Raw genomic sequence first — 13689 nt, 5'->3', positions numbered from 1 at the left:
TCTCTCCTTTTTTGGTCCTTCTGTGTATACGACGAATGAACAAAGTGAAAATCGACAAAGGAATAAATAAATCATTTTATGACTGTGTGGGGTTTATAGATCCCCCAATCGATTCACCATTCTAACCGACAACCAGACACTCCCCACGCCCACTAAGCTTAGTACTGTGTAAATGATATCCAGATTTAAAGTAATTTGAACCATGCCAAGGAAATTAGGGAACTGCATTAGAAATACAGCACATATTACGGTTGGGATAACCGCTCTCCTCCAGAGCCCAAAGAAAAACAGCGGGATCAGGCTGGCAAATGCTACAACGATAGAATGAATAATCATCCTTCCGGTATAAGTTATGAGATCTGCCAATGTTGGCTCTCCCTTAATTACATCAAGCACCTGATCCAATACATAAGTCGTTATACCCGAGAGTACAAAGGATATCAACGTACAGATGAAAACCGACAGTCCGATAAACAAAGCTTTGGCCATAACCAACCTCTTCCGGCTAATGGGATACCCGAATGAAAGGGCAATGGTTTTATTCTTGTATTCCTCTATGAATACATGATTGATAAGGGAAGCGCCAAATAATAGAAATCCCATTTGAATCGGCAGCATCAGTTGAATAGCATGGGAATAACTCTGCCCGAACGTAACTGTCGGTTCATCGGCAAGCACGACTTTAAGAAAGAACGCCGGCAAGAACATAAGGATAGCCCAATAAATGATGACTTCACCGATTACTTTTCTTTGTTCTAGTTTTCTCCATTCCAGCATCATCAGCTTAACCAACTGTAACTCCCCCTTGAATTTGATGATAAAAGAAATCTTCCAGTGTGCTCGTATGTTTCTGGATCTCCTCTATTTCAATATGATGAGAGACTAGTATTTTGGTAATCTCACCGGAAGACAAAACCGTATCATAAATCCGAATTCGTTGATCTGACACCATTTTGAAATTGGTTATACCAAGCTCGTGTTCAAGTAAGTAAACAGTTCTTTGTACATGCGTTGTCACGAGTTCAATATAATCGGTCCTTTGCTTTCGAATGTCCGCCAGTGTTACTTCATTCACCAGTTTTCCGTCTTGAACCACGCCAATTCGATCAGCTAGCAGTTCCATTTCGCCCAAGATATGACTAGAGAGAAGGAAGGTGATGCCATACTCCTTGTTTAACATCTGTATCAGTTCTCTCATGTCTTTAATACCAACGGGGTCAAGTCCATTGGTGGGTTCATCCAGCACAATGAGCTCCGGCTTCGTAATTGCGGCTCTAACAATGCCCAGCCGTTGCTTCATCCCTAACGAGAACCCCCTGACCTTCTTATCTTCGACTCCTCGTAAATTGACCATGTCCATCGCTTGAATTATCGCTTTTTTATCGTAAAAACCTAGATATTCACAATGAAGCTGAAGGTTCTCCATGGCCGTCAGGTGCTCAAAGAAAATCGGATACTCAATAATGCTTCCAACCCGCTTTAATACATCTTTGTTCGTTTCAGTAAGCCTCGTTCCAAACAATGTAATCTCCCCTGAGCTGGGAAGGACGATCCCTGTCAGCAATTTCATAATCGTTGTCTTTCCGGCGCCGTTCGAACCAAGCAGACCGTACATTTCGCCTTTTCTTACATGAAGATTCACATCAGATAGGATGGTATGGCCATGTATGGCTTTCGAAAGTTCATAAGTGCGAATAATGTCATTCATTAGTTGCCCTCCGTATTCACATGATTTCTTTGTGTTATCTCTATCATAACCATCGAATTCAAGTTTTTTCTTACTCAATCCTTACAAGTTTCTTACGCTAAGCCCCAAAAAAAAGAGATGTTCAGCAGAACATCCCAACGAGAGAAAATTTAGTATGTCATTCGTTTAAAAATACACGTAAAGGTCGTTTTTTCAAAGGGTTTGCTGCTAAGGGCCATCGTTCCCTTCATCGACTCCGTTAAACGCTTCGAAATGCTGAGACCTAACCCGCTTCCTTGAAACTGTAGATTTCGGGCATCATCCAAGGTGTACAATCTTTCAAATACGCGATCATGGTGCACCTCGGCAATTCCTTTTCCCCGATCCCAAAAGTCAACAGCGACAGTGTCTCCAACTTCCCTAAGCGTTACTCCAAACACGCCGCCATCACTTCCGTATCGAATCGAATTCGTAATAAGATTACTGAAGATCCTGTGCAACGCATGTTCGTTACCTAGAATATAGAGAGGTTGTTCCGGGATGTCGAGTTCTACTTGAAGTCCTTTAGACAGCAGCAAATCATAAAATTCAAGCACGCTTTGCCGGCAAATTTCATTAAGCGACAGTTTTCTTAAAGGGATTTTATAATCCTCCGACTCCATCTTTACCAGGTCAAAAAATTGATTCAACAAAGCGACCAAACCATTTACTTTATGGTTTAGCCGCGTAATAACATGCTTCTTCTCCTCTTCCGACATGGTGCTGTCCTGATTCAATTTCTCCGCATAACCTAGAATGACGGTCAAAGGGGTTTTTAAATCATGGGACATGTTTGATATCAATTTCTTTAAGCCGTCCTTAGTTTTGGCATAATCGGCAATGACTTTCTGATTGTACGCCAGAAGACGGTTAGTTTGAATGAGCATAAGCTGAATCGCATGCTGATTCGTTTGCAAGAGTACTTTCTCAGCCGTTTCCTGTTCAATGATTTCGGCTATTTTATCGGATATTACATGGATATTCTGAGTCAGTTTTCTTCGGGAAACATATTGCCAGCCATTACCCACGGCCAACAGGCCAATCATCACACACAGGAGAACTATCATACGCTATCCTCCCAGTTTGTATCCGATTCCCCATATGGTTCGGATATGTTGGGGATTTGACGGATCCTCTTCAATTTTCTCTCGAAGTCTCCGGATATGAACATTTATGACGTTTTCATTCCCATAATAATCATCTTCCCAGATGAATTGATAAATTTGCTCCTTGGTAAACACCCTACTTTGATGGGTTAAGAACAGTTTCATAATCTGAAATTCCTTGGAGGTGAGTTGAACGACCTGGCCTCTAACCAGTGCGGTATACGTATGTGTATCCAGAATTAAGTCTTTAAACTGAAGCGTATGCGGGATTGCCTGGTTTTCAGGTTGAATGTATTGCGTTGACCTTCGAATAGCGGCTTGTACTCTGGCCGTTAATTCGATCATCGAGAAAGGCTTGCTTATATAATCATCAGCGCCAAATCCTAGGCCAAGCGCCTTATCAAGATCGCTGACTTTTGCTGAGATAATTAACACGGGTACAACGCTGGTTTCACGGATTTTTCTGAGAAGATCCATGCCGCTTAACTTCGGGAGCATTAAATCGAGCAAGATGAGGTCGAAATTCTCCTTATTCAATAGAGCCGCTGCTTCCTCGCCGTCAAACGCGGTAAGTACGGTATAATTCTCTTGTAATAAATGACTCTCAAGTAACTGATTAATTTCCTTGTCATCCTCTACAAGCAGAATTCGGTTCGGCATATGGTGGTCCCCCAAGAATTCAGTACTTTAGAAAAAAGCGCAGCTGCAAGCTGCAGCTACGCTCTGTATATACTATTCCTTGTGGCCTAGATATTTCCTTTATATGAACATAATTTGCTGTGTCTTAAAGTTAATAATTTATTCACCTAAGGCGTCTTCACCTTAAACGTATCGCCGCCCTGGAGCGTGCCGTTCTCGAGACCCTTGTAGAACCAGGCTTTACGCTGCTCGGACGTACCGTGCGTGAAGCTTTCCGGCACGACGCGGCCCTGCGCCTTGCGTTGCAGCGTGTCGTCACCGACCGCGCTAGCCGCGTTCAACGCCTCGTCTACATCGCCCTCCTCCAGCAGGTCCATGCCTTGCGCATGATGAGCCCACACGCCGGAGTAATAATCCGCCTGCAGCTCAAACCGCACAAGGTACTTGTTAAACTCCTGTTCGCTTAGCTTTTGGCGGAGCGGCATGATTTTGTCCGAGGTACCCAGCAGGGTTTGCACGTGATGTCCGACCTCATGAGCCACCACATAAGCCATCGCAAAATCGCCCGGCGCATCAAACTTCTGCTGCAGATCGTCATAGAAACTCAAGTCGATGTACAGCTTCCGGTCCCCCGGGCAATAGAACGGCCCCACCGACGAACCTGCCTGACCGCATGCGGACTCTACGCTGCCCGAGTACAACACCAGTGTCGGCTTCTCATACGTCATGCCTTCCTTCGCGAACACATCGGTCCACACTTTCTCCGTATCCGCCAACACAACCGACACAAACTCGGACAATTCCTTGTCCTGAGCCGTTTCCTCATAAGGCGCCGCGCTCTGACCGCCGCCGGTTACATTGCTGAGCACATCGCCCATATCCCCGCCGCCGAGCAGCGTCATGATGACGATAATCAGAATCCCTCCGATCCCGCCGCCGACCATTTTGCCGCCCATGCCCCTCCGGTCTTCCACATTCGCGCTGCCTTGCCGCCCTCTCCACTTCATGCGTGTTCCTCCTCTAGAATATATGTGTAATTTCCTGTATGACGGGATTACTATATTCTCTTGTAAACGCAAATCGGAGTTGTCACGCACTTCAATCCTTTCAAACCCACAAACACACCAATCCGTACCCTACGCCCGATAGCAAAACAGACCCAACCAACCCCGCCAAAAACGCGCCAGATCCCATTCGGCGGAAGGTTTTCAGCTCCACGTTCAAGCCCAGGCCGGCCATCGCCATACCGATTAGCAGGTACGCCGCGTTCACCAGCATACCGGCTGCCGATTCCGGCACAAGCCCCAACGTATTCACGCCGCTCATGGCCACAAAGCCTACGATAAACCACGGCACGATGGCGAAAGTGCTCCGCTTGTTCCTGCCGGCGGCCTCGGTTGGCTCATCTCCCGTCCCCTGCTTGACGCGTTCTCCCCGGCGCATCATATAGCCTAGTACCAGCGCAACCGGCACCAACATTGCCACCCGCGTCAGCTTCACCATCACGGCGATGTCCACCGCCTCGTTCCCGCCCGCTCCGGCGGCCGCAATGGCATGCGCGACTTCGTGCAGCGTGCTGCCCGACAGCACGCCGTACCCCGCCGCGGACAACCCCAACACCGGATACAGCAACGTGTACGCTACCGTGAAGATCGTGCCCAGCACAGCAACCGTCGCCGCCGCTACGGCCGTTTCTTCATCCTTCGCTCTGAGCTGCGGAGCCAGAGCCACTACAGCGGCAGCGCCACAAATCGCCGTGCCGCAGGCGGTCAGAATGCCGAGTGTCCGTTCCACGCCCATCCACCGCGTAAGCACATAGACCGCGCCAAGCGCGAACACCAGATTGATGACCGCAATCGCGAACATCCCCCAACCGGCATGAACGATATCCGCCAGATTCAATCGCATGCCGAGGAGGATGATGCCGAGACGGAGCAAGCTTTTGCCTGAGAACGAGACGCCCCGCATCATCCCTTCCCCCACACCCACCGACGCTCTCCACCCCATGCCGAGCAGCATCGCAAGCACCAGCGAACCCATCATCGACAGGTACGGAATCTGGGCCAACATCTTCGCACCCATCGCCAACAGAACTGTAACACCGACACCGTATATAAACATGAACCGCCTGTTCGGCGTAATATTCAACGCACCGTTCACAACACCCGTCGCTGCCTTCCCCATTGTGCACACATCCTTCTGTAAGTCCTGATTCTACTTTACCGAAGGGTCAGTTATTAGTAAAATACATATAAATAATAATAATCATCAGTAATTCTAATCATAAGGCGGTGACCCATGTACTACGACGCGTTGAAAACATTCGTGACTCTGGCCGAAGTAAAGAATTTTACGAAAACAGCCGAAAAACTCCTGATTTCCCAACCCAGCGTCAGTCTGCATATCAAAAACCTCGAGCAAGAATTCCAAACCCAACTGTTCCAACGCTCGCCCAAATTTCTGAAGATCACGCCCACCGGCGAATTGCTTTACGATCGCGCGAAGCAGATGATTTCGTTGTATGAACAGACGCGGGAAGAGATTTTGGAGCATCATCAGGTCATTCAGGGCAAGCTGCGGATTGGGGCCAGTTTCACAATCGGAGAGTATGTGGTGCCGGCGCTGCTTGTGGAGCTTCAGAGCGACTATCCGGATCTGGAACTTGAAGTAACCATTGGGAATACAGAGGAAATTGTAGAGTCGGTGCGCCTGTTTAAAGTGGATGTGGGGTTAATCGAAGGGCAGACGAATGAGAAAGAGCTGCGGGTACAACCCTTTATGGAGGATGAACTGCATCTCGTGGCGTCCGCGAACCATCCCTTGGCGAAGAAAGCTAACATTACACTGGCAGACCTGAATAACCAAATTTGGCTGACCAGGGAAGACGGTTCGGGCACGCGGGAATATCTCGAGCATGTGATTCGGTCGAACGGGCTGAAGGTGAAGTCCATGCTCACGGTGAGCAGCAACCAGGGCATCAAGGAGACGATGATCAGCGGCCTGAACGCCCTCTCCCTGCTATCCTACAAAGTCATCGAGCGGGATATCCATCACCGACAACTGACCATTCTTTCTATACCCGATCATACGTTCAAAAGAATGCTCTCCTCCGTCCACTCCCCCATCATGGCGAGCAAAAAGAACGTGGCGGCTTTCATGAGCGCTTTGCATCAGGGTTCCACACCATGAAGATATTCCGCCAAGCTGGTTCGTTGAGTCAGGACACGTCCGTGCTTCGATAAAGCTGCTTTTATTCTAAGGAACTCCAGTGGTCTTATTACGCGCATTTCGCTCACTTTTCCACGCTAACGAACCTCAGACACGCTATTTCGCCCAATGCACCCACTCCATCATCACTTTAAACACAATAGCGCTACTGGGATTCGTCCCTCGTATTTAAGGGGTTTTCTCATAAATCCTCACTCATTCGCAGGATATCATCGCTTTGAACAAACCAACATTGTAGGAATATGGGGCGATCAGCCTCGAAACATGAACTTGGGCATGCAGGAATAGAAGTCACGAATAGTGTTTCCATATAGTGCACACTCCACTTGTCCCTTGGAGGCTTACCCTCCCATGTCTCAACGGGTCACTGCCCTTACATTCCTTCGTTATGCCTGTCCAAGGCGTGGAGACCAGTCGCGTTTAGAAGATGGGTCAAAGCCCTTACGAATCCCACACTTGGTTCTCTATGCATTGTAAGATCCTGCGAATGAGTCAATATTCATAGTGTTGCGTGTTCGTGAATTAGGCTACTGCTTGGAAATGTAAATCCGAACGGTACGACTCACCGCGCTGAATCATGCCCACGATCATACGGGCAAGCTTGCCAATGAGTTTAAACACCGACACCATTTTCTTCATCCCTTTGACTTTAACATTGTGTTCATGAAACCTTTTAAAGTCCGGGTGCTGTCGGATCAGGCATAGCACTGCTAAAAAGAAATGTTTTCTTAAGGTTGCGTCTCCGCGTTTGGAAAGTTTAATTTGACCCTTATGCCTGCCGGATGTTGACTCCGCTAAATTAAGACCGGCTCGCCGCAGGAGTTGCTGTCCATGAGCATAAAGGCGAAGATCGCCCGCGCAGCCTATTATTGTTGCAATGGTCATGGAACCAAGCCCGTGAATGCTCTGGAGCTGTTCCGTAAGGGGCAGAGACTCTAGCAACGTCTCCATGTGGAGTTCTATGGCATCAAGCGCGGCTACAGCTTCATCATACGCTTTCAACAAGCATTTTATTTCTAGGCGAGCTTCTTCAGGGACATTCGCTTTACCAATACTTCTCTGAGCAACGGACAGGAGTTCTGTCGCCTTGGCTACGCCACTTACACCTCCGACTCGCTTCATTCCTTGCTCGCGCCATGTATCTAATATCTGATCCGCCGAAATGTTTACCAGGTCAGAAGGCAAGGGATAAATACGGAGCGTGGCCAGTGAACGGAGGCGAGTCCAGTCGGGAAACACTTGACTGAACTCCGGGAAGTACAGGTCGATCCAACGCGTGATGCGATTTTTGTAAGTGACGGATTGCTTTACCCAGAACTCTCGCTGACTTACCATAGCCTTCATTTGTTCAAACGTGTCAGCTTGCGGGTTGTACTCCGTATAGTATCCTCTGCTGACCACATCGGCGATGACCAATGCGTCTTTAGGGTCGTTCTTGGAAGGGCTGTTGTCGCGGTTTTCCTTGTTGCGATGAGTCGTTACAGGATTGACCAGAACGACTTTCACACCTTGCTCACGAAGCCAATGGGCGAGATTAAACCAGTAATGTCCTGTAGGTTCCAACCCGACAACAACATAGGAGAGCCCTTTCTTGGCCTGGACATCCTTGACCCACCGAAGCAATCTCTCATACCCCTCCTGGGTATTGGTAAAAGCAAGATGACGAGGGGTAAGTGCCCGACCGCGGTAGTCCGTAATTTGAGCAGCGTGTGCATCTTTAGCAATGTCGATTCCAACGACAGCATGTTTCATGGTGATTCGTTCAATCCGTTGATTTGTTTGATCTTTTTTAGTAAAATTCATTATGGAGCGCCTCCTGATGGGTTTTCTTAAGGGCTATGACCCCGTACACCCCCATCATACAAGGCGCTCCTGTTTTTTGTCCAAGCTCATTTCTTAGCTCATACAGGAATGTTTAGAATCTAAAAGGTGGTCATTTCCCTCCAATAGCGCCGCTGGGGTTCCTTAGAATCATGTGAGTGCTAGGATATTCGTTCATTGGTGCTCTGATGCAGGTATTTGCTGAATAAAGTTACTTTAAAATCGTCTAACGAACTCCAGTGGTCTTATTCCGCCCAAATTCATCCACTTTTCCACGCTAAGGAACCTCAGACACGCTATTTCGCCCCATGCACCCTCTCCATCATCACTTTAAACACATTAGCGTTGCTGGGATTCCTTAGAATCTAGAAGGTGGTCATTTTCCTCCCATAGCGCCGCTAGGGTTCCTTAGAGTCATGTGAGTGTTAGGATATTCGTTCATTGGTGCTATAATGCAGGTATTTGCTGTATAAAGCTACTTTTATTCTAACGAACTCTAGTGGTCTTATTACGCGCATTTCGCTCACTTTTCCACGCTAACGAACCTCAGACACGCTATTTCGCCCAATGCACCCTCTCCATCATCACTTTAAACACATTAGCGTTGCTGGGGTTCCTTAGAATCTAAAAGGTGGTCATTTTCCTCCCATAGCGCCGCTGGGGTTCCTTAGAATTTTTCACTAGAACAAGAATCTCGCATGCCCTGCAGGCTCGACCGGCTCCACGCCTTCAAGCTGCAGCAACCGCGTCTTCATGTTCAAACCACCGCGGTAGCCGACCAGCGTGCGGTTCGCACCGATGACGCGGTGGCAAGGCACGACGATGGGAATCGGATTCGCCCCGTTGGCCGCCCCGACCGCCCGAACCGCCTGCGGACGATTGATCGCGATTGCAAGATCGCGGTACGAACTGGTGGTTCCGTACGGGATCTCACGGAGCGCTTTCCACACCTCTTGTTGAAACGGGGTGCCCCACAGGTCCAGCGGAACGGCATCAAACGTCACCCGCTCCCCGCCAAAATAACCCCGCAACAATTCCGCTACTCCTAAACGTTCGATCATCTCCGGCGCTTCCGTTAACTGCGCGCCGGGTTGATATCGCTGGATCCAGGGCAACGCCTCTTCCAGCTGATTGTGCGGGTAGAATATCCGGCACAATCCCTTGTCCGTAGCCAGCACCGTCCAATGCTCGCCCAGGATATCCAGCGCGGACCAGTATATACTCGATGATTTCATCATAACTCTTCTCCTCCTTCCGGCGCTGTAAGCTGTTGAAGCTCCGTGGGCGTCAGCCCGGTTTCCCGGCGCAGCCAAGCCGCGAAATGCGACGGGCTGCGGAAGCCGACCGCCGCGCCGATGGCCGCTATGGCCTCGTCCCCTTTACGCAGCCGCCGCTTCGCTTCAGCCAACCGTTCGCTCTTCAGCTGCTCCGCCGGGCTATAGCCCTTCACCCGCGTGTACAAGCGCTGCAAGTGAAACGGGCTCACCGCCAGCTGGTCGGCCAGCGATTTCAGCGTGACCGGCTGACCCAGCTGCTGCCGTATCAGCACGTCCACCCGTTCCGCCAACCGCTCCTCGGGTCCCTGGGCGCCGGGCGCTTCGGGAACGCATCGCTTGCACGGACGATAGCCCGCCTCTACCGCATCTTCCGCCGAAGTTACGAACGTAACATTCTTCGCATAGGGTGTTCTCGCCCGGCACGATGGCCTGCAGAAAATCCTCGTCGTACGCACACAAGTATAATAAACGCCGTCATAGGTCGTTTCTTTCTTCGCAATCGTTTCGTAAATGTGCTCGAACAGCTGTCGCTCCATGTCCTCACCTCTTGACGTCAGTATACCCCGAAGAGGTCCGCGTTTAAAGGCTTCACGGTTACGAAAGCAAGATTTCGACAGTCCGCTGACGACAATCTGCTCTTCACGATCTGCTCTGCACAGTCTGCTGCCGACAATTTGCTCTGTACTATCTGCTCTGTACGATCTGCTCTGCTCATTCCGTTATCGACAGTCAGCCTTCAACCATTCGCTATCGAGAGTCCGCTTTTCGACAATCAGCTTATCATCCTCCCGAACGTTTCCACGATATCCGCCCTGAACGACGTCCCGCTCAGCTTCTGAATCTCGCGATACGCCTCCGCTTCCGTCATCGGCTGCCGGTAGGACCGCGGCGTAGTCATCGCCAGGAACACCTCCACCAACCCCAACATCTGCGATAGCTCCGGGATCTGATCCCCTCTCAACTGCGCCGGATACCCTGTGCCGTCCACTTTCTCATGGTGATAGAGAAACACTGTCTTCACATGCTGCAGCCCGGGAATGTCCTCGCAAAGCTCCTTGGCCATATAACAATGCTCCTGCACGACTTCCAATTCGAAATCCGAGAGCTTGCCTTCTTTCTCGAACATATAATCCGGTAGCTTGACTCTGCTCACAAAATGCAGCAGCGATAACAAATCGATCTCCCACTTCTGCACCTGTAAACCATCATGTCGGGTCGCTAATTGCGTAAGCAAGTTGCTCATATTGGTAATTTCCTGACGGGACGTTTGCGTTTTGCGCTCCCCGACGGGAATAAAGCATTGGAGGAGGTTAATCACCTGTTCCTTTTGCAATTCCAAATAGTCCGCTTCCAGCTTCCCCCGGCTCTGCTGATACGAAATAATAACAATTGCCCCCAAGCCGATACTGAGCCCTGCAAACAGGAACCGGGTCATCATGGTTAACAGTAAGCGGGACGTATCAGGTGATAGGGAAATGAGCTCTATGAAGTTACAACTCGTAGCAAAAAGTATAAAAAACGCACACCATCGTCTATACACCGTACTATTGAACAGAACACTGATGGACAAGGGAAACAGCAGCAACGCGATCCATCGGTATTCCGCGGGAATTGGGCTGTAGACGGAAATTACCCCCATGATCAGAAAGAGGAATAAAGCGGTAAGATTCGCCCGCTCCCTCATACTTGCGGATATATTTCTCTGAATTTGGCCTAATCCAATAACAACAATCAGAATAGCCAATGCCGCCGAAGTAGAAACGGTATCCCTATGCGCCCCTTCGATTAAACCATACACGAATACTAGACAGGCGCCTATTGCGGTTACAACGGTCCATAATCCGAAAATCAGGCGAGGAACAGGCACCCGGATCCATCGATCCAACTTCAACTTCAACATGAGACTCCCCCCTTAATCATCTATTCTTGACTTGAGCGGAATACATGCTCCCCGGTCATCACTTTGCGCAGAACACTTATAATAACTTCCGGCTCCGTATCTTTCATCAAATAACCGTCAACGCCGGCTCTCATGGCTTTATAGACATCTTCACTCTCATCTAACGCGGTCAAAATAATAACCTTAATCCCGGGATAAACGCTTTTCAGCTGTTTCGCGCCTTCAATCACAGATATACCGGGCATCTTGAGGTCAGTGAGCACAAGCTCCGGCTGCAAACTCAGCGATCGCTCCAGCGCTTCATCGCCGTCGGAAGCTTCCCCAATCACTTGAAATTCCGGACATCCCCGGAGCAAGATGCGCAGTCCTTGTCTGATTATCGCTTGATCGTCCGCAATCAACACTTTATACATAGGCCCGGGTCCTCTCCCTTGGAATATAGGCTGTTACTGTAGTGCCTGATGATAGATCGGATTGGAATGAAATGGCGCCGTTGAATGACTTTATCCGGTTCTCCATCCCTGTAAGCCCAAACCTGCCACTCACTTGAGCCGCCGTGATGTCTTCCATACCGACACCGTCATCGTGAATGACGATGGTCCATTGCACGCTCGTAACTTCTAAGTTTACCTGCAACCGCGTAGCTTTCGCATGTTTGATGACATTATTTGCGGCTTCCTCCACAAGGTGATAAATAGCCTCTTCCACTTCCAGCCTTTCATCGGGAACCCAACCCGATTTCCTGAAAACCGGAGTCACGCCGGTATTCGCTGTAATCCGGTCAAGCAGTGTCTCAATAGCATGGTGAAGGTTGATTTTACGCTTCTCGTCTTTAAGCTCCATAATGTAATTGCGCATGCCCCGGTGGCTGTCCTTGACCTTCTTCTCGATTTCTCTGAGCAAGGGAAGAGCTTCTTGTTCAGCTTCAGCCGGCAAGGCGCTCCGGAGTTGAAATAATTGGATGGAGATGAAGAACAGTTCTTGCGCGATACCGTCATGAATGTTCTGGGCAATCTGATTTCGCTCCAGCAGAACAGCCTTCTCTTGCATCTCGATTGCTGATGCCTCCTGATCGTAGGCCGTTTCCAAACTCATGAGGACGATTCGAATATACAATTGATGCAAGATGTTGATTTCATTCCGCTGAGCCCTGATCAGTAACCATCCGTAAGGAACGCCTTTACGATCCTTTAAACCTTGTACATAGGTAGAGTAAGGATCTCCTGTAATGGAGGGAAGCACAAGATAGGACTTTACCCTCGCAGGCGGATGAAGCTTTAAATAGTTCGCGTAATAGACATGACTCCACTCTTGCTCCGTGCCTTGCAAGCCGGGCTTTGTGAAGGTCAGCATCACATCTTTGCCGCTTCGATTCAGAACGGAAGCAAGCAGCTGCTCCAATCCGCGAATTCTATCATGCTGGAGGACTCTTGTATGTAACCGATGATGAGAGTAAAGGGTTACCGCATTGCGAATTTCCCGCATCACCTTGCCTGAAATCCATTGAAGCCCCGCGGACAGTCCATAGAACAGGCAAATATAAAACCCGTACACCGCATAATATCTATGCTCATAGATTGTAGTGATACCTGAACTAGCAAATACAATAGGAATACTTACCAGATATACGGCCGTTACAACATAGTAGAGTTTTCGTTTCATTATCAACTTCACACACAACAAGTCAGCGAGGACATACAACAGAAAGGGGCTGGACAAACCGCCTGTAACCCCCAGCAAGTACATATTGAACATAAGGGATCCGGTAACGGTGATCTGGAACGGGATACCCCTTGTCCTCTTGAACTGCAATATCATCTGTAAGGTTTGCACAAATAGGGCAATCAGCATCACACCGGCAAGATGGCCGAGGCCGTAAGCGTAACTCGCAATACCGGCAACGAACAAGCACCATTTCAACCCGATAGTTCCATACCTGAGGATCGGTTCTTCCATCATCTGTATCTATTCTCCTAAAATTTTTTGTAGATT

14 protein-coding genes are annotated in these 13689 nt (G+C 49.1%); 1 reads left to right on the top strand and 13 read right to left on the bottom strand.

All coding sequences use genetic code 11. The features are described from left to right. Window positions 1-93 precede the first annotated feature (93 nt). From SY83_RS09745 to SY83_RS09720, 6 genes are all read right to left on the bottom strand, one after another. A complete protein-coding gene (locus SY83_RS09745; RefSeq protein WP_068606072.1) occupies window positions 94-792 on the bottom strand; it encodes an ABC transporter permease in 699 nt (232 codons plus the stop codon). Beyond that, complete coding sequence (locus SY83_RS09740) at window positions 785-1708, bottom strand: ATP-binding cassette domain-containing protein (protein ID WP_068606071.1); 924 nt, start codon at window positions 1706-1708, stop codon at window positions 785-787. The genes SY83_RS09745 and SY83_RS09740 overlap by 8 nt, the downstream gene beginning before the upstream one ends. A 149-nt stretch (window positions 1709-1857) precedes the next feature. After that, window positions 1858-2793: a sensor histidine kinase gene (locus SY83_RS09735; protein ID WP_068606070.1), complete on the bottom strand. Its 936-nt coding sequence runs from the start codon at window positions 2791-2793 to the stop codon at window positions 1858-1860. Between the two features lie 3 nt (window positions 2794-2796). Then, window positions 2797-3492 carry a response regulator transcription factor gene (locus SY83_RS09730; protein WP_068606069.1) on the bottom strand — a complete coding sequence of 232 codons (696 nt, stop codon included), beginning with the start codon at window positions 3490-3492 and terminating at the stop codon, window positions 2797-2799. A 146-nt stretch (window positions 3493-3638) separates the two neighbouring features. After that, window positions 3639-4478, bottom strand: a complete 840-nt coding sequence (ypfJ, locus tag SY83_RS09725; protein ID WP_068606068.1) for a KPN_02809 family neutral zinc metallopeptidase — start codon at window positions 4476-4478, stop codon at window positions 3639-3641. A gap of 100 nt (window positions 4479-4578) precedes the next feature. After that, the gene (locus SY83_RS09720; RefSeq protein WP_082882435.1) at window positions 4579-5655 is read right to left on the bottom strand and encodes a YeiH family protein; all 1077 of its coding nucleotides are present in this window, start codon (window positions 5653-5655) and stop codon (window positions 4579-4581) included. Between the two features lie 114 nt (window positions 5656-5769). On the opposite strand from SY83_RS09720, the gene SY83_RS09715 reads away from it, so the two are divergent. Next, complete coding sequence (locus SY83_RS09715; protein ID WP_068606067.1) at window positions 5770-6660, top strand: LysR family transcriptional regulator; 891 nt, start codon at window positions 5770-5772, stop codon at window positions 6658-6660. Between the two features lie 561 nt (window positions 6661-7221). Here SY83_RS09715 and SY83_RS09710 read toward each other — a convergent pair. The 7 genes from SY83_RS09710 to SY83_RS09685 all read right to left on the bottom strand — a co-directional run bounded on the left by SY83_RS09710 (window position 7222) and on the right by SY83_RS09685 (window position 13656). Beyond that, complete coding sequence (locus SY83_RS09710) at window positions 7222-8502, bottom strand: IS110 family RNA-guided transposase (protein ID WP_068604190.1); 1281 nt, start codon at window positions 8500-8502, stop codon at window positions 7222-7224. Window positions 8503-9200: 698 nt separating this feature from the next. Beyond that, window positions 9201-9758, bottom strand: a complete 558-nt coding sequence (locus tag SY83_RS09705) for a methylated-DNA--[protein]-cysteine S-methyltransferase (RefSeq protein WP_231891409.1) — start codon at window positions 9756-9758, stop codon at window positions 9201-9203. Then, on the bottom strand, window positions 9755-10333 hold the full coding sequence (locus tag SY83_RS09700; RefSeq protein ID WP_068606066.1) for an Ada metal-binding domain-containing protein: 579 nt from the start codon (window positions 10331-10333) through the stop codon (window positions 9755-9757). The genes SY83_RS09705 and SY83_RS09700 overlap by 4 nt, the downstream gene beginning before the upstream one ends. Before the next feature lie 17 nt (window positions 10334-10350). Then, complete coding sequence (locus tag SY83_RS23320; RefSeq protein WP_197480010.1) at window positions 10351-10512, bottom strand: hypothetical protein; 162 nt, start codon at window positions 10510-10512, stop codon at window positions 10351-10353. Between the two features lie 57 nt (window positions 10513-10569). Then, window positions 10570-11697 (bottom strand): HD-GYP domain-containing protein, encoded by a 1128-nt coding sequence (locus tag SY83_RS09695; RefSeq protein ID WP_068606065.1) that lies wholly within the window; start codon window positions 11695-11697, stop codon window positions 10570-10572. A 20-nt stretch (window positions 11698-11717) separates the two neighbouring features. Beyond that, entirely contained in the window at window positions 11718-12110 is a 393-nt protein-coding gene (locus tag SY83_RS09690; RefSeq protein ID WP_068606064.1) for a response regulator, read from the bottom strand. Further along, window positions 12103-13656, bottom strand: coding sequence for a sensor histidine kinase (locus tag SY83_RS09685; protein ID WP_068606063.1), 1554 nt, complete (start codon window positions 13654-13656; stop codon window positions 12103-12105). The genes SY83_RS09690 and SY83_RS09685 overlap by 8 nt, the downstream gene beginning before the upstream one ends. Window positions 13657-13689 lie beyond the last annotated feature (33 nt).

The organism is Paenibacillus swuensis (assembly GCF_001644605.1).
Taxonomy (GTDB): Bacteria; Bacillota; Bacilli; order Paenibacillales; family DY6; genus Paenibacillus_N; species Paenibacillus_N swuensis.
This window is presented reverse-complemented; position numbering and strand designations above follow the sequence as displayed.